This window comes from Micromonospora sp. NPDC050187 (assembly GCF_044459745.1).
In the GTDB taxonomy this organism is placed as follows: domain Bacteria; phylum Actinomycetota; class Actinomycetes; order Mycobacteriales; family Micromonosporaceae; genus Micromonospora.
This window is the reverse complement of the sequence record NZ_JBITJH010000014.1, coordinates 23217-45250: the sequence shown is the minus strand read 5'-3', so window position 1 is coordinate 45250 and position 22034 is coordinate 23217. Positions and strand designations below refer to the sequence as shown.

General features: G+C 70.9%; 11 protein-coding genes. 8 read left to right on the top strand and 3 right to left on the bottom strand.

Annotated features, from left to right (window positions below):
- The first annotated feature begins 214 nt into the window (after positions 1-214).
- Genes ACIBJE_RS21060 through ACIBJE_RS21040 form a run of 5 tightly spaced genes read left to right on the top strand, consistent with a single transcriptional unit; the run spans position 215 to position 14327 of the window.
- A complete protein-coding gene (locus ACIBJE_RS21060; RefSeq protein WP_396750786.1) occupies positions 215-7321 on the top strand; it encodes an SDR family NAD(P)-dependent oxidoreductase in 7107 nt (2368 codons plus the stop codon).
- A gap of 5 nt (positions 7322-7326) precedes the next feature.
- On the top strand, positions 7327-12057 hold the full coding sequence (locus ACIBJE_RS21055) for a beta-ketoacyl synthase N-terminal-like domain-containing protein (RefSeq protein WP_396750784.1): 4731 nt from the start codon (positions 7327-7329) through the stop codon (positions 12055-12057).
- Positions 12058-12081: 24 nt separating this feature from the next.
- Positions 12082-12420 (top strand): acyl carrier protein, encoded by a 339-nt coding sequence (locus tag ACIBJE_RS21050; RefSeq protein WP_396750782.1) that lies wholly within the window; start codon positions 12082-12084, stop codon positions 12418-12420.
- On the top strand, positions 12417-13283 hold the full coding sequence (locus ACIBJE_RS21045) for an alpha/beta fold hydrolase (protein ID WP_396750780.1): 867 nt from the start codon (positions 12417-12419) through the stop codon (positions 13281-13283). The genes ACIBJE_RS21050 and ACIBJE_RS21045 overlap by 4 nt, the downstream gene beginning before the upstream one ends.
- Before the next feature lie 24 nt (positions 13284-13307).
- Positions 13308-14327 carry a sulfotransferase domain-containing protein gene (locus ACIBJE_RS21040; protein ID WP_396750778.1) on the top strand — a complete coding sequence of 340 codons (1020 nt, stop codon included), beginning with the start codon at positions 13308-13310 and terminating at the stop codon, positions 14325-14327.
- Positions 14328-14451: 124 nt separating this feature from the next.
- On the opposite strand, the gene ACIBJE_RS21035 is transcribed toward ACIBJE_RS21040, so the two are convergent.
- Together ACIBJE_RS21035 and ACIBJE_RS21030 are read right to left on the bottom strand one after the other, a co-directional pair.
- Positions 14452-16491 carry a glycogen debranching N-terminal domain-containing protein gene (locus tag ACIBJE_RS21035; protein WP_396750775.1) on the bottom strand — a complete coding sequence of 680 codons (2040 nt, stop codon included), beginning with the start codon at positions 16489-16491 and terminating at the stop codon, positions 14452-14454.
- Positions 16488-16865 (bottom strand): SCP2 sterol-binding domain-containing protein, encoded by a 378-nt coding sequence (locus ACIBJE_RS21030; RefSeq protein ID WP_396750773.1) that lies wholly within the window; start codon positions 16863-16865, stop codon positions 16488-16490. The genes ACIBJE_RS21035 and ACIBJE_RS21030 overlap by 4 nt, the downstream gene beginning before the upstream one ends.
- 202 nt (positions 16866-17067) lie before the next feature.
- On the opposite strand from ACIBJE_RS21030, the gene ACIBJE_RS21025 reads away from it, so the two are divergent.
- Both ACIBJE_RS21025 and ACIBJE_RS21020 read left to right on the top strand, forming a co-directional pair.
- Positions 17068-17445 (top strand): SCP2 sterol-binding domain-containing protein, encoded by a 378-nt coding sequence (locus tag ACIBJE_RS21025; RefSeq protein ID WP_396750771.1) that lies wholly within the window; start codon positions 17068-17070, stop codon positions 17443-17445.
- Positions 17442-19529 (top strand): glycogen debranching N-terminal domain-containing protein, encoded by a 2088-nt coding sequence (locus ACIBJE_RS21020; RefSeq protein WP_396750769.1) that lies wholly within the window; start codon positions 17442-17444, stop codon positions 19527-19529. Before ACIBJE_RS21025 ends, ACIBJE_RS21020 begins: the two co-directional genes overlap by 4 nt.
- A 72-nt stretch (positions 19530-19601) precedes the next feature.
- Here ACIBJE_RS21020 and ACIBJE_RS21015 read toward each other — a convergent pair whose 3' ends face one another.
- Positions 19602-20693 carry a LacI family DNA-binding transcriptional regulator gene (locus ACIBJE_RS21015; protein ID WP_396750767.1) on the bottom strand — a complete coding sequence of 364 codons (1092 nt, stop codon included), beginning with the start codon at positions 20691-20693 and terminating at the stop codon, positions 19602-19604.
- Between the two features lie 116 nt (positions 20694-20809).
- Between ACIBJE_RS21015 and ACIBJE_RS21010 the strand changes: the two genes are divergently transcribed.
- The gene (locus tag ACIBJE_RS21010) at positions 20810-22033 is read left to right on the top strand and encodes an amino acid ABC transporter substrate-binding protein (protein WP_396750765.1); all 1224 of its coding nucleotides are present in this window, start codon (positions 20810-20812) and stop codon (positions 22031-22033) included.
- Position 22034 lies beyond the last annotated feature (1 nt).

Genomic DNA, 22034 nt, shown 5'->3' with positions numbered 1-22034 from the left:
CGGCCACGTTGGCGGAGACCACGCTGTTGGCTGCGACGAAACCCGCCGGCGCAGCAGACGGACTGGAAGTGCCGGCGCGCCTGACCCAATCGACGGGAGTTCGATGAATACCGCACCCGCCAGTCGCAATTTGGTGATCGTAATCAATCCATGTGGTGCGGTTGAGCCCAGCCCGCAGATGGTCGTGGCCGCCGGTGCGGGTGGTGGGCTCGGCGTGTTCGATCTGGCCCGGGGCGACCGCCCGACGCTGCGGGCGCTGGAGCAGGCGGCGGCGAGGTCGGCAGGACCGATCGGGGTGCGGGTGCCTGCGGGCTGTGCCGCGACGGTGGCCGACGTGGAGCGCGCCGCGAAGGACCGCGTGCGTTTCGTTGTCCTGCCGGCGGATGGTTCGTGGCCGCTGAGGAAGTCGGCGGAGCGTTATCGGGTGCTGGTGGAGGTGACAAGTCGTACGGAGGCGCATACGGCGGCGGCGAACGGTGCGTACGGATTGATCGCGCGCGGTTCGGAGGCGGGCGGACGGGGCGGTGAGCTGAGTTCGTTCGTTCTGTTGCAGCAGTTGCTCGCCGACGGGTCGCTGGACCTGCCGGTGTGGGTGGCTGGCGGGATCGGGCCGCGTACGGCCGCCGCGTGTGTGGTGGGTGGGGCGGCTGGTGTGGTGGTGGACAGCCAGTTGGCGCTGATGCCGGAGTCGGATCTGCCGGAGGACGTGCGGGCCGTGATCGGGCGGATGGACGGCTCGGAGACGGTGCTACGTGATGGCGTGCGGGGGGTGCGCCGCGACGGCCGACCGGACGGTGCCGGCGCGTTGCTGCCGGTGGGTGAGGACGGCTGGTTGGCCGCGGTGTTCCGGCAGCGTTGGGGGAGGACGACCGCTGCGGTGCGCGGTATCCGCGCGGCGATCACGGATGGGGTCGGGGACGCCGCGGCGGGTGCGTCGCTGGCACCGGGCGCGCCGCTGGCGCGGGCGTGGGGCGTGCGGATCCCGGTGGCGCAGGGGCCGATGACGCGGGTCAGCGACGTGGCGGGGTTCGCGGCGGCGGTGGCCGACGACGGCGCGTTGCCGTTCATCGCCCTCGCGCTCGCCAGCGGCGAACAGTCCCGCCGGATGCTGCGGGAGGCCGTGCAGGCGCTGGGTGAGAGACCGTGGGGAGTGGGCATCCTCGGCTTCGCCCCCGAGGAGGTGCGGGCGGCGCAGCTCGCGGCGGTGCGGGAGGCCCGGCCGCCGGTGGTGATCATCGCGGGTGGCCGGCCCGCACAGGCCAAGGCCCTGGAAGCCGACGGCATCAACGTGCTTCTGCACGTGCCGTCGCCGGGGTTGTTGCGCCAGTTCCTGCGCGCCGGGGCGCGGCGGTTCGTGTTCGAGGGCGGCGAGTGTGGTGGGCACGTGGGACCGCGGACGAGCCTTTCGCTGTGGGAGGCGCAGGCGCTGGCGTTGGAGGAGTTCCTCGATGGCGCGCCGACCGGAACCGCCGCGCAGGTGCAGGTGTTGTTCGCCGGCGGCATCCACGACGCGTGTTCGGCCGCGATGGTGGCGGCGTTGGCGGGACCGCTGGCGCGTCGCGGTGTGCAGGTGGGCGTGCTGATGGGCACCGCGTACCTGTTCACCCGGGAGGCGGTCGAGTGCGGGGCGATCCAGCCGTTGTTCCAGCGTCAGGCGATCGCGGCGACGAGTACGGCGGTGCTGGAGACGGCACCCGGACACGTGACGCGCTGCCTGCACAGCCCGTACGTCGACGACTTCCACCGGGTGCGGCAGGAGTTGCTTGCGGCAGGGGCGGCCGGCCGGCAGGTGTGGGAGTCGCTGGAGGTGCTCAACGTCGGCCGGCTGCGGATCGCCAGCAAGGGCAAACGTCGCGAGGGAGGCGGGCTGGTCGCGGTCGACGAGGCGGGTCAGCACGCCGAGGGACTGTTCATGGCAGGCCAGGTCGCCGTGCTGCGCGACGCGCGAACCACCGTGGCCACCCTGCACGACGGAGTCACCACGGGCGCACAGCGCTTCCACGCCGAGCGGATCGCGGCGCTGGCGGCGATGTTCGGGCCGGGCGGCGAGACGGCCGACCGGGCGTCGGTGCCGCCGCTGGATGTCGCCATAGTGGGTATGGCCTGCGTCTTCCCGGAGTCACCGGACCTCTCCAGCTTCTGGCAGACGATCCTCAGTGGCCGCGACGCGGTCACCGAGGTGCCCGCCCAACGGTGGCCGGTGGACACCTACTACGCGTCCGAGGTGGACCGGAGCCAGACCGGACGGCTCAGCGTCTCGAAGTGGGGCGGGTTCGTCGCGCCGATACCGTTCGACGCCATCCGGTACGGCATCCCGCCGGCGGCGTTGGCCAGCATCGACCCGACCCAACTCCTGGCCCTGGAGGTCGCGAGCCAGGCTCTGCGCGACGCCGGGTACGCGTCGGGCGTCGACCATTCGCGTACCGGGGTGGTGTTCGGCGCCGAGGTGGGTAGCGACATGGCGCATGCGCAGACGCTCCGCATGATGCTGCCCACCTACCTGGGGGAGGTTCCGGCGGAGCTTGAAGACCAGCTGCCCGTCATCACCGAGGACTCGTTCCCCGGCGTGTTGGCCAACGTGATCACCGGGCGGGTGGCGAACCGACTGGACCTGGGAGGACCCAACTTCACCGTCGACGCGGCGTGCGCCTCATCGCTCGCGGCCCTGGACGCGGCGTGCAAGGAACTGGCCGCGGGCACCAGTGACCTGATGATCTGTGGCGGCGCCGACCTGCACAACGGCATCAACGACTATCTGATGTTCAGCTCGGCGCACGCGTTGTCGCCCACTGGCCGGTCTCGCGCGTTCGACAGCACCGGCGACGGCATCGCCCTCGGCGAGGGTGTCGCATGTGTCGTGCTCAAGCGGCTTGCCGAGGCCGAGCGGGACGGCGACCGGATCTATGCGGTCATCAAGGGGGTCGGCAGCTCCAGCGATGGGCGGGCCCTGGGCCTGACCGCGCCGCGTGCCGAGGGGCAGCGTCGGGCGCTCGACCGGGCGTACGCGCGGGGCCGTGTCTCTCCGCGGCAGGTCGGGCTGATCGAGGCGCACGGCACCGGCACCATGGTCGGGGACCGTACCGAGTTGGAGACCCTGACGCGGCTGTTCGTCGAGGCGGGTGCGCAGCCGGGCAGTTGTGCGCTCGGCTCGGTCAAGTCGCAGATCGGCCACACCAAATGCGCGGCCGGACTCGCGGGTCTGATCAAGACGGCGCTCGCGCTGTACGTCGGGGTAAGACCGCCGACCATCAACCTGACCCGGCCCAACCCGGTGTGGGATCCGCGGCACAGCCCGTTCGCCTTCTACACGCAGGCCCGCCCATGGAACGCCCCGGCCCGTGAGCGGATCGCCGGGCTCAGTGCGTTCGGCTTCGGCGGCACCAACTACCACGTGGTGCTCGCCGCGCACCCACACACGCCCGCACCGCGCCACGCCCGCCAGGAATGGTCGGCGGAGCTGTTCTGCTTCCGCGGTCCCGACCGTTCCGCAGCGTACCGGGCGATGCGGCAGCTGGCCGCCGCGCTGCAGACCACCGACCGGTACGGCCGGCCATGGCGACTGCGCGACCTGGCCGCCACGGCGGCGGCACAGGCCGACCTGCGCTCCGGCCCCGTCCAGGTCGCGATCGTCGCCCGCGACACCACCGAACTCGACCTGCTGCTGCACCGCGCGCTCGCCGGTGAGCACAACCCCGGGCAGGGGCTCATCCAGCCACCACAGCAGGCCACGCGTTCCGGCACTGCCCCCGAAAAGGTGGCGTTCCTGTTCCCCGGGCAGGGCAGCCAGTACCCCGGCGCCTTGGCCGAACTGTTCGTCACCTTTCCCGACCTGCACCAGTACCTCGAACTCGGCGAGGAATGTGCGGACGTGCTGTTCCCGCCGGCCGCGTTCGATCCAGCCACGGAACGCGCCCAGCAGCAGCGGATCACCCGGATGGCCCAGCCCGTGCTCGGCATCGGCGGACTCGCCGTGGACCACCTGCTACGCCGGCTCAACATCCGCCCCGACGTCGCCGCCGGGCACAGCTACGGCGAACTCGTCGCGCTGTGCGCCGCCGGCGCCTACGACCCGTCAACCCTGCTGCAGCTCAGCCGGCAACGCACCGATGCCATCCTCGGCGCCACCGACGACGATCCGGGCACCATGGCGGCGGTCAGCGCCACCGCCGAACACCTCGTCCAGATCCTGGAAAGTGCCGGCCTCGCCGACCAGGTCGTCCTGGCCAACCGGAACGCCCCCACCGAGCAGGTGATCTCCGGCCCCACCCCCGCGGTGCAGGCGGCGATCACCGCGCTGAAGGCCGCCGGCCTGACGGCACGGCGACTCAACGTCGCCTGCGCCTTCCACAGCCCGCTCGTTGCCACCGCCGTGGATCGCTTCGCGCAGGTGCTCGCCGCCCAACCGGTCACACCACCCGGCATCACGGTCTGGTCCAACCGCACCGCCACCGCCTACCCGGCCCACGCCGACGGGGTACGGCACGAACTCGCCGCCCAGATCGGCGCCCCCGTGCGCTTCGTCCAACAGATCGAAGCCATGTACGCCGCCGGCGCCCGCACCTTCGTCGAGGCCGGCCCCGGGCAGGTGCTCACCCGTCTCGTCCAGGCCATCCTCGCCGACCGGCCACATCTCGCCGTCGCCTGCGACCGGCGCACCGGCGAGGGGCTCCGTGACTTCCTCCTCGCCGTGGCCCAGCTGGCGTGCGCCGGGGTACCCGTACAGACCGGCTGGCTGCTGCATGGCCGCGACACCGTCGAGGCCACTCCGACCGCAGCCGACAGCCGCCCCTTCTGGCGGGTGGACGGGCAACTTGTCCGCGACCGCGACGGCAACCGCCTTCCTGGCGGCATGACGCCCCCACAACGTACGAAGGAGCTGTCCATGACCGCAGCAACCGAACGCACCGCCAGCGGTCGAGACAAGCGTCAGGGGCGGGAACATTCCGACGACCTGCTCGCCGACTTCCTCCGCACCAACCGGGAGATGATCGCCTCCCAGCGCGACGTGATGCTCGCCTACCTCGGAAACGACACCAACGGTGGACCCACCGCCCATCGGCCAGCCGAGACACACCGCCCCGCCGGCGCACCGGTCGACCCGGTTGGCGCCGCGGCGAGTCCACCGGGGCAGGGGGCGCCGGTGCCGGCCGGGGCGAACCCTTCCGGCCATGATTCTGCCGCACCGCCAAGCGGCGCTCCGGAAGGAACGGGGAGCGTCGTACCGATCGCACCGGCGCCTGCGCCGACCGGTCTCCGGTCGCCGGTCTCGCCGGCCGCGACCGATCCACCGGCACGGCTCTCGCCGATGCCGGCCACCGTACCGGTGTTCACGCCACCCGAGCCCCGCGGAGCCACCACCGGCACCAACGGCGCGGCCGTCGCCGCACCGGTCGCCACAGTCGTGGCGGAGCCCCCTGGTCTCGACCTCCAGAACGTCGTGCTGACGGTGCTCAGCGAGCGGACCGGCTACCCGGTCGACCTGATCGAACTCGATCTCGACCTGGAAGCCGACCTCAGTATCGACTCGATCAAGCGGGCCGAGGTGGCCGGCGAGGTGGTCGCCCGTCTCGGCATGTCAGCCGAGGGCGACGAGTCGGAACTGGAGGAGATGATCAAAGCGCGGACCGTGCGCGCGATGCTCGACCTGCTCACCACCCGGGTGAAGGACGCCGTGACCGCCACGGTGCCCGCATCGTCTCCAGGCACACCCGCCGGGCCGGCACCAGCTGTCGCGTTGCCCACGATACCGGCGCAGCCGCGGCCGGCGCCGCTCGCCACGGTCCCCGCCGGGCACCTGGCAACGGTGCCGCAGCCGGCGCCGACGGTGGGTGGCGCGGCGCCGGTGAACGGTGACGGGTGGCTGGGTGTCGCGCCCACGCGGATGCTCCCCACATTGGTGTCGGTCGCGGGAGCGCCGATGCAACCGGAGACCGTACTCGCGGGTGCCACGTTCCTGGTCACCGGCTCCGGAACGGTGGCCGGTCAGGTGGTGGAGATGCTGCGCCGGCACGGGGCGACCGTACGCGTCGGCACGGCCGCCGATCCCGGCACCGTCGACGGCGTGGACGCACTGGTCCTGCTCGACGGTCTGGTCGGTGGCCAGGTGCCGCTGCTGCCCAGCGCGTTCGGGTTGATCAGACAGGTCCTGGCGGGCGGGCCCCGCTGGGTGTTCGCGGTCGCCGACCCGAGCGCCGGCACGGGCACGGACGGGCTGGGTGGCCTGTTCCGCACCATTGCTCGGGAGTACCCGTCGGTCACGGCGCGGGTGGTCATCGTCGACGGCACGGAACCCGCGCCGAGGCTCGCCCAGCAGATCATCGACGAGTTGCTCCTCAAGGACGACGCGGCGGTGGTGCACCGTAGCGGCGGCGGGCGGCGTGCGTACGACCTGGTGCCGGTGAGCCTCGGGGCGTTGGCGGCTGGCGGTGCCGGCCCGGCCGGCGACGGCGTGGCCGAGGCCCGGGCGATCGGCTTGGACCGTGACTCGGTGGTGGTGCTGGTTGGCGGCGCGCGGGGCATCACCTCCTGGTTCGCGCGTGCTCTCGCGACGGCCGCTGGGTGCCGCATCGAGCTGGTCGGGCGCACCCCACTGCCGGAGGGCCCGCAGGATCCGGCGTTGGCGGCGGCCACCGACGCGGTGGCGTTGCGGGCGGCGCTCGCGGGCCAGGGGGCCGGCTCCCCAGCGACGATCGCCCACGCGGCCCAGGCGATCCTGGCAGGTCGGGAGGTCGAGGCCACCCTGCGGGAACTGAGGGAGCGGGGTGCCCGGGTGCGCTACCACAACCTCGACGTACGTGACGCGCAGGCGACCAGGCAGCTCATCACCGCGATCCACGGCGAGTACGGCCGCGTCGACGGGCTGGTGTACGCCGCCGGGGTGATCGAGGACAAGCTGATCGCCGACAAGGACCCGCAGTCGTTCACCCGCGTCTTCGACACCAAGGTGACGGGTGCCCAGGCGGTGCTGGGCGCACTGGAGGGCCTGCGCTACCCGCCGAGGTTCGTGGTGCTCTTCGGCAGCGTCGCGGCGGCGTACGGCAGCCGCGGCCAGAGCGACTATGCGGCAGCAAACGACGCCCTGGAGGCGGTCGGCGCCCGCTGGAGGGCCCGTACCGGCAACCGTTGCCTGACAGTCCACTGGGGACCGTGGGCACCGGTCGAAGGTCACGGCGGCATGGTCACCCCGGAACTGAACCGGGCGTACGCCCGGCGCGGCATCCGTCTGATCGACCCCGAGGAAGGCGCGCTGAGCCTGCTGGGCGAGCTGGCCTGGGGTGATCCGGCAGCCACCTCCGTCGTCTACACCGCGTCGGGCTGGTGACCCGAATGCCCAGCGATCAGATCGCGATCGTGGGGATGGCCGCGGTGCTGCCCGGCGCGGGTGACCTCGACAACTACTGGCGCAACCTGGTCGGGGGTTTCGACGCGATCACCCAGGTGCCGCCGCACCGGTGGGATCCGGAGTTCTACGACCCGGCGCAGGCGCACCGGCCGGACCGGGTGTACTGCCGCCGGGGCGGCTTCGTTGACGAGTTTGCCACCTTCGAACCGCTGCGGTTCGGCATCATGCCGGCGTCCGTCCCCGACATCGAGCCGGATCAGCTCATCGCGCTTCAGGTGGCTGCCACGGCCATCGACGATGCCGGCGGCGCCGACCGACTACCGGCCGCCGACCGAGTCGGTGTGTTTCTCGGTCGGGGTGGCAGCATCAGCCCCGCCGCGGCCCGGTACGCCCTGCGGGTGCGGATGACCAGCCAGACGATCAACCTGCTCCGGGAGCTGATCCCGGACCTGCCGGAGAGCAGGCTGGAGGCCGTGCGGGCGAGGTTCGACGAGCGGCTCGGCAAGCACCAGCCGGAGGGGACGATCGGACTCGTGCCGAACCTGGTCGCCTCCCGGGTGGCCAACCGGCTCAACCTGCGTGGTCCGGCGTACACGTTGGATGCCGCCTGTGCCTCGTCGCTGATCGCGGTGGACCAGGCGATCACCGAGCTGACCAACGGGCGGCTCGACGCGGTCCTCGCCGGAGGCGTGCACCACGTGCACGACATCGGTTTCTGGTCGATATTCAGCCAGCTCGGCGCGTTGTCGCGGCGGGGCGAGATCCGGCCGTTCGACAGCGCGGCGGACGGGCTGCTCATCGGCGAGGGCACCGGGATCGTCGTACTGAAGCGGATGACCGACGCGGTGCGCGACGGCGATCGGATCTACGCGGTGATCCGCGGCAGTGGGGGGTCCAGCGACGGGCGCGCCGCGAGCATGGTCAACCCGGCCAGCGAAGGGCAGGTGTTGGCCATTCGGCAGGCCTGGGCCGCGGCCGGTCTTGATCCGACCGCCCCGGACGCGCTGGGCCTGCTGGAGGCACACGGCACCGCGACGCCGACGGGCGACGCCGTCGAACTCGCCACCGTCGCCGAGGTGTTCGGTCCGCACCGGGGCGGGCCACGGCCGGTGATCGGGTCGGTGAAGTCGATGATCGGTCACACCATGCCGGCGGCCGGCAGCGCAGCCCTGATCAAGGCGGCCCTGGCCGTGTACCACGGTGTGCTCCTGCCGACGCTGCACTGCGACACACCGCGTCCGGAGCTGGCGCACACCCGGTTCGCGCCGATCAGCGGCGCCCGGCCGTGGGAAAGCGACGGACCCCGCCGCGCCGCCGTCAACGCCTTCGGGTTCGGTGGCATCAACGCCCACATCATCCTGGAGGAGGCACCGGACGCCTTCGCCTCCCGCCGGGGGGGCAACGGCACGACCGGGCTGGCGTCCCGCGCCGTGCCGGCGCCCATGGCCGGCAACACCAGGGCGGCGGTCACCGTCGAAGAGCCCGACGAGGTGCTGTGGCTGGCCGCCGCGGACCCGGCCGCACTGGCCCGCCTGCTCGACAACGACGACCATGCCGTCCGCGACCTCGGCGTCGCCCGGGCCCGACAGGCCGGTCCCGCCGGCGCTGGCGCTGGCCACCGGGGTCCGGCGGACGAGCGCTGCCGGCTCGGTCTCGTCGACCCCGACACCAAACGCCTCACCACCGCCCGGCGTGCCGTCGCCAAGGGGCTGCCCTGGCACGGCGCCCGGGACATCTGGTTCAGCCCTGACCCGCTGCTGGCCGGCGACTCCCCCGGCCAGTTGGCCTTCGTGTTTCCCGGACTGGAGACGGAGTTCAGCCCGCGCACCGCGGACGTCGCGGCGCACTTCGGCCTGCCCGACCGGCAGTGGTCCACCGACGACCTGGGCCGGCACGGCGCCGGCGTGATCGAGGTCGGCAAGCTGCTCGACGACGCCCTGCACCGTGTCGGGATCACGCCACACGCGGTCGCCGGGTACAGCATCGGCGAGTGGACCGCCGCCGCCACCACCGGACTGATCAGCTCGTCATCCGTGGACGAGTTCCTCGCCCTGTTCAACTCGACGGCGGTGGAGACGCCCGGTCGCGTGTTCGCCGTCGTCGGCGGGGCCGCGCAACAGATCACCGCGCGGCTCGCCCGCTATCCAGGGGTGGTCCTCACCCACGACAACGCGCCCGCCCAGTGCATCGTCAACGGACCCGAGAACGAGATCGACCGCCTCGTCGAGGCACTGCGCGGCGACGGAATCCTGTGCCAGAAGCTGCCGTTCCGCGCCGCCTTCCACACCCCGGTGTTCGCCTCCGGGCTGGAGTCCATCGGCGCGGCCCTACCCCGCTGGCAGGTGCGGTCCGCCCGGGTGCCCGTCTGGTCCGCCACCCTCAGGGCACCGTTGCCCGCCGAGCCGGCCCGCGTACTGGAGATCTCCGCACGGCACATGCTCGAACCGGTCTGGTTCCGACAGACCATCGCGGCCATGCACGACGCCGGCATCCGGGTCTTCCTGCAGGTCGGAGCCGGGCAGCTCGCCTCGGTCATCGCCGACAACCTGCGCGGCCGCGACCACCTCGCGATGCCGGTCAACGTCGCGCATCGGGGCGGGCTGAACCAACTGCGCCGCGTCGCCACGGCGCTGTGGGTGGAGGGCGCCGCACCGGACCTGCGCGCCCTCGACCCGGCGGCCACGGGTCGTGCCCGAGCTGCCGCGCCGACCGCCGCCCAAGCTGTGGCGCCCGCCGCCCAGCCCGCCCGCCGTGGCCCGGTCATGCGGCTCGACCTCGGCGGCGCGCTGATCCGGTTCGGCGAGGGAGCCGACAAGCTGCTCGGCGTGTCGGTGTCCGCCGACCAGTCGGCGGGCGACGCGAATGGCACCGACAGCACGAGCGCCACGAGCGGCGCGGTCGCTGGATCCGGGTCGGTTGCTCGGGAAGCGACGGCCGCCATGGCAACCCAGGCCCCGAAGGCGGCGGTGGTGACACCGGCGGCCGTGACTCCGCACGCCCCGGTTGGCCCGCCGAGATCGCCGACCCTGGCCAGGCTGCACGACCTCGCCGGACGCTCCAGCGCCGCCGCGGAACTCGCCTCGTTGCTGAGCGATCCCGCGGACGGCGTGCTCGTCGACCGCGGGATCGGGCACACGCCGCCGTTGCCGCCGCCGCGCGTCCACCGTACGGTTCTGCGGGTCGCCCTCGACACGATGCCGTACCTGCGCGACCACTGCTTCTTCGTGCAGCCCGAAGACTGGCCCGAATCGGAAGACCGCTGGCCCGTGGTGCCGGGCACCACCGCCCTGCAACACATGATGGAGGCCGCCCAGCAGGCGGCACCCGGCATGCGGGTTGTCGGCGTGCGCGGCGCCCGGTTCAACCTCTGGTGCATCGCCGCGCCGCCACAGGACGTCCAGATCACTGTGAAGCCCACCGGGCCCGGCCAACTCTCGGTGACCTTCGGTAACTACGCCCGCTCCACAGTCGAGGTGGCACCGGCCTACCCGGCCGACCGTCCGGAGTTCTGGCAGCACGACCCCGCCACGGAGCAGCCGCCACGAATCAGCGCAGAGGAGATGTACGCCGAACGGTTCGTGTTCCACGGCCCCCTGTTCCGCGGCGTGACCAAGGTGCACGCCGTCGGCAACATGCACATCCGGGGCGTGGTGACCGCCCCGTCCCCGCCCGGCGGACTGCTCGACAGCACCTTCCAGCTGGTGGCCAACTGGATCGTCACGACGCAACCGTTCTCGGCGCTGCCGGTGGGAATCGGACAGGCACGGTTCTTCGGTCCGCCGCCAGCGCCCGGTACGGCGTGCGAGTGCATCGCCCGCGCGCGCTCGACCGACGACGCGCAGCACGTCTTCGACATCCAACTCGCCGTCAACGGCCGGGTGTGGGCGCAGCTCGACGGCTGCATCGAGCGACGGTTCAAGAGCCACCCCACCCTGCCGGAGGAGCGTTTCCCGGAGCGCCACTCGATGTCGCTGCGGCAGCCGGAGGGCTGGACCATGGCCGTCGACTGCTGGCCCGACCTGGTCACCCGCGGCATGACAGCGCGCGGCATCCTCGGCAACAGGGGTTACACCGACTACGAGCGGCAGCCGCCCAAGGCGCGCAAGCAGTGGCTGCTCGGCCGGATCGCGGCTATCGACGCCGTCCGGTTCCCGCTGTGGGAAGGCGGCCACACCGATGTCTACCCGATCGAGTTGACCATTACGAACGATCCGAACGGGCGGCCCCGGGTGCACCCGCGTCCCGGCCGCGGTTTCGGCGCCTGGGACGTCTCGCTCGCCCACGTCGCCGAGATCGGTGTGGCGATCGCCGGGCCCCGCGCGCCGGACGCGCTGCCCGGCGCGCCGGGCGTCGGCATCGACGCTGTCGAGATCACCGAGCCTCCGGTGTACGCGGTCGCGTCCGCACTGTCGGAACCAGAACGACGGCTGCTCGACTCGCTGCTGGCCGGCGGCGAGGACGGGCACCTGTGGTCCGCCCGCTTCTCGGTCGCCAAGGAGGCCGCTGCCAAGGCAGAGGGCACCGGCCTGGCCGGCGACCCACGACGGTTCACGGTGGTGGCCGCCGCCTCGGCCGCGCTGACCGTCGAGGTCGGTGACCGGATCTACCAGGTTGCACTTCGTGAGGTGTCCAACCCCGAAGGCCTGCCCCCGAGACGGTACGTCGTCGGCTGGACGTGGGGACCGGAGCCTGCCCACCGAACCGGCCGCGTGTAGCGCGATCACGAGAGGGGACATCACATGTCTGTAGAGCAGGCCGACATCCTCGCCGAGGTGGTCGCGATGTTGCACGCGATCCGCGACGACGCCGGAGTCGACGGCGAGATCACCATGGCAACCAGGTTCCAGGACGACCTGGAAATGGAGAGCATCGACGTCATCTCCCTCACCGGCCGCCTGCAGGCGCGGTACGGCAACGCGGTCAACTTCGCACAGTTCGTTGCCACCCTGGACCTGGACTCCATTCGACAACTGCGGGTCGGCCAGCTCGTCGCACACATCGCCACCGCGCTCGACGGGGCGGAAGCGGACGCCGGCCATGCGGACGCCGGCCTCGGCACAGCGGGCCTACCCGCATGAGCATCGTCCGGGCCAACGGCCTCTCCGTCCACATGGAGCAGCTCCGGCCACCCGAAGCGGTACCCGGCGACGGCCCCACCGCTGTGCTGATCCACGGCCTGGCCACGGACAACCTGGCGAGCTGGTATCTCAGCATGGCCCAACCGCTCGCCGCCGCCGGCCTCCGTGTGATCATGTACGACCTGCGTGGGCACGGAAAGAGCGAGCGCCCGCCGGCGGGCTACACGCTGGACCACTTCGTCGACGACCTGACGGCACTGTTGGCCGTGCTCGACGTGACCGGCCCGGTCCATTTGCTCGGCAACTCCTTCGGCGGCACGATCGCGATCAGCTATGCGGCGCGCCACCCTGAGCAGGTCGCCGCGATCGCCGCTGTCGAGTCCTCCCCGCCCACAGCGGCCTGGTTCGAGCGGGTGGCCAAGCGGCTCGTCGCCGCCGCCGCACACCTACCGCACGAGCATGTACTCGCCAGGATCAGCGCCGAACGCGGGGAGCAAGCCAGCCGCCGGGCCAGGACGGCTCGCGACGTACTCGTCGCCACGAGCCTCACACGCGACCTGCCGGCAAGCCGGCTACCGGCCGAGGAGCGGATAGCCGCGATCCGGTGCCCGGTGCTGTGGGTGTACGGCGGGTCCTCCGCCGTGGTCGAACTGGCCCCCGATGTACAACGCCTGCTACCACATGCGCGGATCGTCACCGTGCCCGGTCAGAGGCATTCCATCCTCATCGACCAGCCGGACACCGTCGGCGACATCGTCCTGTCCTGGCTGCGCCAGGACTGCGGCCTCCAGTCCGGCCCCGTGGAAGCCGCAACCGGGCGTAGCGGCCGGGACCAGCCACCTTCGCCCACCCCCCTGCACTGACACGCATTACTCAGGAGGCTGTGGATGGATGCATCGAGCCCTGATCAGGCGATCATTATCAGCACCGGGCGGTGTGGGTCGACGTTGGTGTCCGACCTGATCGCCGAGCAGCCCGACACGCTGTCGGTCCAGGAGTTCTTCGTGCCGGTGGGTTCCTGGATCGAGGACAAGGAGAGGCTCAGTGGTGCCGAGTACTGGTCGAGGTTGAGCGAGCCCAACCCGGCACTCTCCGCCCTCTTCCGGATCGGACTCCCGCCGCCCGAGGTGCGCTACCCGGAGAACGGCCGGTGGGCCGGCAATCTCGGGGAGCTGCCGCGGGTTCTGGCGACCACGTTGCCGAAGATCTCGTCCGACCCTGACCACCTGTACGACACGCTCGCCGAACTGGTGCCGGGGTTTCCGGCGCAACCGGTGGCGCAGCACCATCAGATGTTCCTGGAGCTGCTCACCTCGCTCACCAACCGGCGGCGCTGGGTCGAGCGTTCCGGTGGCTCCAGCCACTTCTGCCTGTCCCTGCTGAAGCATTTCCCCGCCGCGAAGATTGTCTATCTGACCCGTAGCTGGGCGGACACCGCCGAGTCGATGAGGCGCCACTCCTACTTCCAGCTCCTGGAGCTTCGCATGAACGCGTTCCGCCGATACGGGCTCGACCCGTTCGAGATCGCCGCCGACCAGCCGGTGCCGGAGGAGATGAAGCGCTACCTGCCGGGCCAGCTGACGGCCCAGACGCTAAGCGAACGCGGCGGGGACATCGGGCACTACCTGGTCCTGTGCGCGTTCCTCGCCAACGAGGCCGAGCAGGCCATCGCCGACGCCGGGCCGCGCGAGCTGCTGACGATGACGTACGAGGACCTCGTCGATGACCCGCTGACGCAGCTCAGTGGGCTGGGCCGGTTCCTGGGCTTCGACGACTGGGCGCAGTGGGCGCACCGGGTTGTCGGGTCGGTGGAGACACGCCCTCGCGGGCAGGCGGCGGCCCGCCCGCGACCCGGACCTCAACCTCACCGAGGGCGTCTGGTCACACCTCGAACGCACGAACCATGACGGTCCGGTGCCCGCTTGATGTACCCGAGCTGCGCGGCGAAGGCGACCAGCGCGACCGCCACACCGAGCGCGATCGCGAACGTGGCGGATCCGCTGGCCACTCCGGGGGGTTACGCGAACCACGTCAGGGCCGGTCCGCGTGGCCGCGTCCGAGGGCACCCGCCCTGCCCCACCGTCCGGGGATGTGAAGCAGTTCGATCCGACCCATGCTCGGGGGCACGGCCGGTCGGGTCACCAGGTGCTCGCCTCGTGGCTCCATGCCGAGCATGGTTCGCAGCAGCAACAGGGGAGTTCCGGTCGACCACGCCTGCGGGCTGCACGCCGTGGGGTACAGCACGGGGTATCTGGTCAGGGTCCGCTCGTAGCCGCCGAACGCTTCGGGCAGTCGCCCGTCGAAGTGCTCCGCGGCGTCGATGATCCCTTCGGCGATGCGCCCGGCCTCCTGGTGGAATCCGTAGCGGCGTAGCCCCCAGGCGATGAACGAGTTGTCGAACGGCCAGACGGTGCCGACGTGGTAGCCGATCGGGTTGTAGCGTCCCTCGCCGGTGCCGAGCGTTCGCACCCCCCACCCGGAGAACAGTTCGGGGCCGAGCAGGTGTTCGGCGATCTTCGGTGCCCGGGATTCCTCGACGATGCCGCTCCACAGCAGGTGGCCGATGTTCGAGGAGAGCGCGTCGACCTGGTGCCCGTCACCGTCGAGGGCGAGTGCGTAGTACTCGCCGTCGGAGACCCAGAAGTCGTTGTTGAAGCGTTTCTTGAGCTCGGCCGCTTCCCGTTCGAGGCGGTCGGCGTACGCGGGGTCGTGCCAGAACTCGCGGGCCAGCCGCGCACCGCGGATCTTGGCGTCGTACGCGTAGCCCTGTAGCTCGCAGGTCGCCCGGGGCAGGCCGGGCAGCCGCCCGTCCCGGAACGAGATCGAGTCCCAGGAGTCCTTCCAGCACTGGTTCTCCAGCCCGGTCCGCTCGTTGCGGCGCTGGTACCAGACGTAGCCGTCACCCATGATGTCGCCGTACTCGTCGATCCAGTGCAGGGCGGCTCTCGCGGAACCTTCGAGAGAGTTGACGAGGGCGGCGTCGCCGGTCCATCGCTCGTACTCGTCGAGCAGGATGACGTAGAGGGGCGTGGAGTCGGCGCTGCCGAAGTACGGCGAATGCGGCTGTTCCTCGAATGCGGTCGTCTCCCCGTACCGCAGCTCGTGGAGGATCTTCCCGGGCTCCTCCTCGCGGAAGTCGTGCAGGACGGCCCCCTGTCGCACGGTGAGCTGGTGTAGCGTCGTGGCGGCGAGGTCGGGCGCGAACGGCAGTGCCTGGATGCTGGTGAGGATGCTGTCCCGGCCGAAGATCGCCATGAACCACGGTAGGCCGGCGGCGGGGATGGCGCGTCCGCCGGCGGTCAGCGGTGCGTAAAGTAGCGCGGAGAGGTCGGCCAGGCTGCGTCGGTAGGTCATTCCCAACGTGGGGGAGTCGCAGGTGAGGCGGGGTGCCTGCGCGAGCCAGCCGGCCAGGTCCTGCCGGATCTGCGCTCGGGATCGACCGGGTCTGCCCTCCAGGCTCTCCCGAAGATCGCGCCCGCCCAGGCCCAGCGCCTGCACGTGCAGGTCGGTGGTCCATTGACCGTGCGGTTCGAGTCGAACGTGGTATGTCAGCCCCTGCTCGTCGACTCGGGCCGGCACGGTGGACGAGACCAGGGTCTCCCGGCAGAACGTCTCCCGCTGATAGCCGAGACGTAGGCGCCCGCCGTCGACCTGGGTGTAGTACGTCCCGCTCTTGTTCCGCACGTCCTTGATTTCGAAGAGGTCGGCGAAGTCGCTGTCGACGTCGATCCGGATCCGCAGGTCGACGGGCTTGGGTTCGTGGTTGATCACGGTCAGTTGCTCCGTGAAGCTTCCGCCGATGGAGCGGTCGCGAATGGCCGAAACACCGATGTCGACGAGTGGAGCGGGGAGGGTCGGGACGACGACCATGCGGCTCTCGAAGTACTCGACCTCCTCGACGGTGAGCGCGTTGACCCGCTGATCATTGATGAACAGGATCCATTTCGACAGGAACCGGGTGTCGAACGAGAAGAACCCGGTCGGGATGGTGGGGGACGGGCCGATGTCGCCCGTCTCCTCACTGACGACGAACGTGTTGCCGTCCAGCAGCCGGACGAGGCCGTCGCTCATGCCGCACGTCTCCGTTCGCGGCCGAATTCCCGAGGGTGATGGGCTTCGGGCGGCGCCGGCATGAGCCGAACGAAGAGGCGGGCCAGCCGGACATCGCCCTCCGTGGTGATTTCGTTGCGCAACCATGCCGGGTACATCTGTGACTGGCCAGCCAAGATCCGGTCGAAGGTCGCCCGGCTGCCATGGAAGACACAGTCGGCCTTGCCTCCATCCCGAGAGACGCGGATATCGCCCCGTTCGATGGCCACAAACCAGCGGTCGACACCCTGCTCGTGTGTGAGGTCGAACCGTATGCTCCCAGTGGCCTCCTCAAGCATGTCCACGTGGCCGCCTCGGCCGATCGCTTCAAAGAAGCTCGTGGTGGGATCCGACATGGGCTTCCCCTCCGTGGTTCCCGATCCCGGATGTGCCACCACGGTGACGGGGGACGGGGTGATGCCGCCTCACCCGCAGCGGGTGAATTCACCGTGCCGCCTGCGGACGCCCGCCAGGTTCATCCGTTCCGGGTGAAGCCACCCCACCCCGGTCCACGTGATGCTGCCCGTGGTCCGGCGGATTCTGGGGAAGGTGGTGCCCATGTCGGAGGCGACCAGGACTTTCTTCGAGGCGCTCGAACGACGCGGCCACGAACGCCTGCCGAAGAAGACGAACGGCACCATACGCTTCGACCTTGAGCGTGACCACGGGGTCGACCACTGGTTGGTGGAGATCCGCGGCGGGGCCGTCCGGGTGTCGCAGCAGAACAGCGACGCCGACGCGGTCGTCCGCGCCGACAGCGCGTTCTTCGACCGGATGGCACGCGGCGAGGCCAAACCGGTCGCGGCGTGGCTGCGGAACGACATAACGTCCGAAGGACAGTTCCGGTTCATCCTCCTGTTGGAGCGGCTCTTCGCACCGCCGCGCGCCGCGCGTCATCCGCGGTTCGCCGCCCGTAGCCGTCGGAGGCAGGGATGAAGAGCGACCTCGTCAGAGTCCTGGACGGCAACATCTTCGTCCTGAGCGACGGCAGTGGCGACATAGACGCCGGCCCCGCCGTCCCGTTGGGGTTCTTCTCGTTCGACACCCGGTTCCTGTCGCGGTGGCGGCTGACCGTCAACGGCGAACGGGTGAGCGCGCTGGCCGTGGACGACCCGTCGTACTTTGAGGTGCGGTTCTTCCTGGTGCCAGGGGCCCCGACGCACTACGTGGACGCCAAGGTGTCGGTGATCCGGGAACGGTCGGTGGTCGGCAGCAGCTTCGAGGAGCGGTTGACGGTGCTCAACCATTCCGGGGAACCGGCTGATTTCACCGTCCGCGTGGACGCGGCCGGTGACTTCGTCTCGGCGCTGACGGTCGGACAGGAAAGCGTAAGACCTGGTCGGCTCTACCGGCACGTCGACGACGGGCGCCTGCACCTCGGCTACGTGCGGGAGAAGTTCCGGCGGGAGACGGTGATCTCCACGACTGAGCCGGCGCAGGTCGACGAAGAGGGGCTGACCTACCACTTCCGGATCGAACCCCACGGGCAGTGGACCACCATGCTGCATGTCCGGGGCCTGGTGCTGCGCCCCGACGGTCAGGACGTGCGCGAGCACATATCTCCCGGCCGGCCGCGACGCGACGCCGCATGGCTGCAGGACGACCTGCGCCAGTGGCTCGACAAGGCTCCGCAGCTGGGCTGCGACTGGAAGCCTGTGGAGCGGGCCTACGAGCGCAGCCTGGTCGACCTCGCCGCGCTCCGGTTCTCGCCACTGACGCTGCCGACGGAGCCGTTGCCGGCGGCGGGGCTGCCGTGGAACGCGACCCTCACCGGCCGCGACGCCATCCTCACCAGCCTGCAGGTGCTGCCGTTCACGCCGGAGCTGGCCGTCCACACCCTGCGGATGCTCGGTATCGACCAGGGCTCCGTGCTCGACGACTTCCTCGACGAGGAGCCGGGCAAGGTCGTGCGCGAGGTCCGCTACAGCGAGCTGGACGCGTTCGGGGAACGCCCCCAGTCGGAGTATTTCGGTGCTGCCGACAGCACCCCCCTCTACGTGATCCTGCTCGACGAGTACGAGCGGTGGACGGGGGACGCCGCGCTCGTGCGCGAATTCGAGGACGAGGCGCGCGCGGCCCTGCACTGGATCGACGAGTACGGCGACATCATGGGCGACGGCTACGTCTGGTACCAGCGCCGAAACGAGCGCAATGGCCTGGAGAACCAGTGCTGGAAGGAATCCCCGAACGCCATCTCGTTCCGGGACGGCCGGCTGCCGAGCCAGCCCCGGGCGACCTGTGAACTACAGGGCTACGCGTACGACGCCAAGATCCGCGGCGCGCGGCTGGCCCGCGAGTTCTGGCACGATCCCGCGTACGCCGACCGCCTCGAACGAGAAGCGACCGAGCTCAAGGAACGCTTCAACCGCGATTTCTGGATCGGCGACGGCGAGTACTACGCGTTGGCCCTCGACGGCGACGGCCGCCAGGTCGACGCCCTCTCCTCCAACATCGGCCACCTCCTGTGGAGCGGCATCGCTGACGAATCCCGTGCCGCGAGGATCGCCGAACACCTGCTCGGCCCCCGCCTCTTCTCCGGCTGGGGCGTACGCACCCTCGCGCAGGGAGAGGGGCGGTACAACCCTCTCGGCTACCACATCGGCACCGTCTGGCCCTTCGACAACGCCTTCATCGCCTGGGGCCTGCGCCGCTACGGCTTCCACCAGGAGGCCGGCCGTATCGCCGAGGGGATCATCGACGCGTCCCGGCATTTCCAGGGGCGCCTTCCGGAGGCCTTCGGCGGCTACGACCGCGAACTGACCGGGCACCCCGTCCAGTATCCCGCGGCGAACAGCCCACAGGCCCTGGCCACCGGGGCGCCCCTGCTGCTGGTGCGCACGCTGCTCGGCCTCGAACCGTACGAGGAGGACCTGGTGGTCGCGCCAGCAGTGCCCGAACGGTTCGGCCGGATCGAACTGCTCGACATACCAGGGCGGTGGGGCCGCATCGATGCCATCGGCACCGTCGCACGGCCAGGGGGCGGCGGTCGGCAGATGAGCCTGGCGCGGTTGCCACGCTGACCGATGCCGGTGCGCAGTCGCGAGGCGCAGGCCGGTCGTCACGTCCGCCGGCCGGCGAGCCGGCGGAGGGTCTCAGCCGACGGGCCCGACGGCTCCCCTCAGGTCGCCTGCCTCGGCACGGCTCGCCGGCAGCACCGTGGGGGCGGGCCCGGTCGAGTCGCGGACCACCAGGAGGTGCCCGATCGACCGGCGTCGGGGGCGGGTCGACCGGGCCTTGAGCGCGAGCGACAGCACCATCCGTCCCATGTCGGTCATCGGCAGCCGGATGGTGGTGAGGCTGGGGGCGAGGTCGGCGGCGACGGGGACGTCGTCGAACCCGACGACCGACATCCGCTCGGGCACGGGGATGCGGTGCGACCGTAGCGTCGACAGCACACCGATGGCCATCGCGTCGTTGAGCGCGATGATCGCGGTGGTCTGGGGGCGGTCGCGCAGGATCCGTTCGGCGGCGACCCGGCCGCCGTCGCGGGTGAAGTCGGAGTGCACGACGGGAAGGTCGTCGAGGGAGAGCCCGCGCTGGCGCAGGGCGGTCGCCACGCCGGCGAGCCGGTCGGCGACGGTGGTGAGCCCGGCTGTACCGGCGGCGACGGCGATGTGGCGGTGCCCGAGGTTCAGCAGGTGATCGGCGAGGGCCCGACCGCCGGCCTCGTTCTCGGGCAGGACCGCGTCGACGCCGAGGGCGTGCCGGCCGATGACGGCGACCCGGCCGCCCTGGCCCTGGAACTCCGCGAGTTCCGCGCGGGCCTCGGCCTCGATCCGGGCGTCGTCGTAGCCCGATCCGGCGATGAGGATGATCCCGACCCGCTGCGCGATGAGGTGGCGCAACTGCCGTAGCTCCGCGTCCGGGTCCCGGCCGGAGTGGCAGATCTGCACCAGCAGCCCCTCCTCGGCGGCCACCTGGATGACCCCGCCGGCGATCTCCGAGAAGTAGGGGTCGTCGACCTGGTGCACGACGAGCCCGACCGTCGAGCTCGTGCCGCCGGCGAGGGTGCGGGCGTACGGGTTCGCGACGTACCCCAGCTCCTGGGCGACCTGCCGGACGCGTCCCGCGACCTCCTCGCTGACGCCCTCCCGTCCGGCGAGGGCGCGGGACGCGGTCGCCAGAGAGACCCCCGCGCGCTCCGCTACGTCGATCAGACGCAGTCTCGGGCCTGGTCTGGGCATCGGCAACTCCCTGGAAACATCAATGTCATCTGGCTATTGCCAGTGGCGTAGACCACAGCCTAGTCTACGGAAGCGCTTTCGTAAGCGCTTCCGTTCCGGCGAAGGAGCGTCTCGGGATGACAACCCGTTCGAAGCGAATCCAGTGGATGACAGCACTCGGCGCGAGCCTCACCCTCGCGCTCACGGCCTGTGGCGACGGCGGTGGCGGGGGTTCCGGTGCCGACGATCCGATCGTCGTGGGGATCTCCCTTCCCCTGACCGGGGACTTCTCCGAACCGGGCAAGGGTGTCCAGCGCGGCTACGAGGCCTGGGCCAAGATCACCAATGACAAGGGCGGTCTCCTGGGCCGCAAGGTCGAGCTGAAGATCCTCGACGACCAGTCCAACGCGGACCGTGTGGTCGCCGACTACGAGCAGCTGATCGGCAAGGACAACGTGGACCTCGTGGTGGGCCCGTTCTCGACCCGCCTCGTCGTGCCTGCGGCCCGGGTCGCCGAGGAGTACGGCATGCTCTTCGTCGAGCCGGCGGGCGCGGCGAAGGAGGTCTTCGAGCAGGGCTTCAAGAACATGTTCTACGCCGCCCCGGCGGTGGCGAACGACCACTACAACCACCTGGCCGAGTACATCCTGGCACTGCCGCCCGACCAGCGGCCGAAGACCGCGGCGTACGCGGCCATGGACGACCCGTTCGCGCAGGGCACGGCGTACGGGCTGAAGGAGAAGCTCGAAGCGGGCGGCGTCCGCACCGTCGTCGACGAGGTCTACCCGCCGAACACCACCGACTTCGGCAGCATCGCCGCGAAGATCGCGGCGTCCCGGGCCGACCTGGTGGTGGGCGGCTCCCAGTACCAGGACGGGGTGAACCTGATCGTCGCCCTCCAGCAGCTCAGGTACCAGCCGAAGCTGGCGGCCTTCTCCACCGCCCCGACGAACCCCGAGTTCGCCGCGGCGATCGGCAACAAGACCGAGGGGATCATCTCGCCGACCGGCTACACGCAGGACGCGCCGTACCCGAGCAACAAGGAGTTCGTCGAGAAGTACACCGCACAGTTCGGCTCGCCGCCGGAGGAGGACGAGGCCAACGCGTACACGACCGGACAGGTCGTCGCGGCGGCGGTCACCGCGGTGGGCTGCGCCGAGCAGGGCGATTGCCAGAAGAAGCTGGTCGAGTGGGTCCGTGGCAACTCCGTGGAGACGGTGGTCGGCCCGCTCTCCTGGGACGAGACGGGCAAGCCCAAGGGCGCCCACATGATCCAGCAGTGGGTGGGCGGCAAGATCCAGATCGTGTTGCCGGCCGACGCCAAGGAGACCGAACTCGTCTACCCGAAGCCGGCCTGGTAGG

Bases quoted from the DNA above. Each gene is read 5' to 3' on its own strand.
- ACIBJE_RS21030 (WP_396750773.1), bottom strand. From the start codon at position 16,865: ATGTCGGATCCCACCACGAGCTTCTTTGAAGCGATCGGCCGAGGCGGC.
- ACIBJE_RS21035 (WP_396750775.1), bottom strand. From the start codon at position 16,491: ATGAGCGACGGCCTCGTCCGGCTGCTGGACGGCAACACGTTCGTCGTC.
- ACIBJE_RS21040 (WP_396750778.1), top strand. From the start codon at position 13,308: ATGGATGCATCGAGCCCTGATCAGGCGATCATTATCAGCACCGGGCGG.
- ACIBJE_RS21020 (WP_396750769.1), top strand. From the start codon at position 17,442: ATGAAGAGCGACCTCGTCAGAGTCCTGGACGGCAACATCTTCGTCCTG.
- ACIBJE_RS21050 (WP_396750782.1), top strand. From the start codon at position 12,082: ATGTCTGTAGAGCAGGCCGACATCCTCGCCGAGGTGGTCGCGATGTTG.
- ACIBJE_RS21015 (WP_396750767.1), bottom strand. From the start codon at position 20,693: ATGCCCAGACCAGGCCCGAGACTGCGTCTGATCGACGTAGCGGAGCGC.
- ACIBJE_RS21025 (WP_396750771.1), top strand. From the start codon at position 17,068: ATGTCGGAGGCGACCAGGACTTTCTTCGAGGCGCTCGAACGACGCGGC.
- ACIBJE_RS21010 (WP_396750765.1), top strand. From the start codon at position 20,810: ATGACAACCCGTTCGAAGCGAATCCAGTGGATGACAGCACTCGGCGCG.
- ACIBJE_RS21055 (WP_396750784.1), top strand. From the start codon at position 7,327: ATGCCCAGCGATCAGATCGCGATCGTGGGGATGGCCGCGGTGCTGCCC.
- ACIBJE_RS21045 (WP_396750780.1), top strand. From the start codon at position 12,417: ATGAGCATCGTCCGGGCCAACGGCCTCTCCGTCCACATGGAGCAGCTC.